Origin of the sequence: Pseudomonas sp. SIMBA_041 (genome assembly GCF_046535095.1) — a bacterium.
GTDB lineage: Bacteria > Pseudomonadota > Gammaproteobacteria > Pseudomonadales > Pseudomonadaceae > Aquipseudomonas > Aquipseudomonas mucoides.
On record NZ_JAWRXJ010000950.1, the window covers coordinates 1 to 235 of the forward strand.

A 235-nucleotide genomic window follows, 5' to 3' on the forward strand; every position below is an offset into this window, starting at 1 on the left:
TTACCTCTTATAAAATGAATAGAAACGGATAAAAGTTATAATGTCAATCTTGGCTGAATAAAGTCTAAAAATGCCAGAATACGTGAAGATACGGCACTGTTTTTGTAATATACCGCTTGTATGGCTTCACGGTTGTTTGGTCTGACTATCGCCTCAGGCAACACTTCGACTAGTCGTCCAGATTCCAAGTCTTCACCAATCATAAAATGTGAAAGTAAAGCGATACCTTGGTGAT

At 37.9% G+C, this 235-nt stretch carries 1 protein-coding gene; it reads right to left on the reverse strand.

Annotation, left to right across the window (positions count from 1 at the left end):
- Positions 1-35: 35 nt before the first annotated feature.
- The coding region (locus SB725_RS33945) for a LysR substrate-binding domain-containing protein (RefSeq protein WP_410923792.1) at positions 36-235 on the reverse strand (200 nt) is incomplete at its 5' end.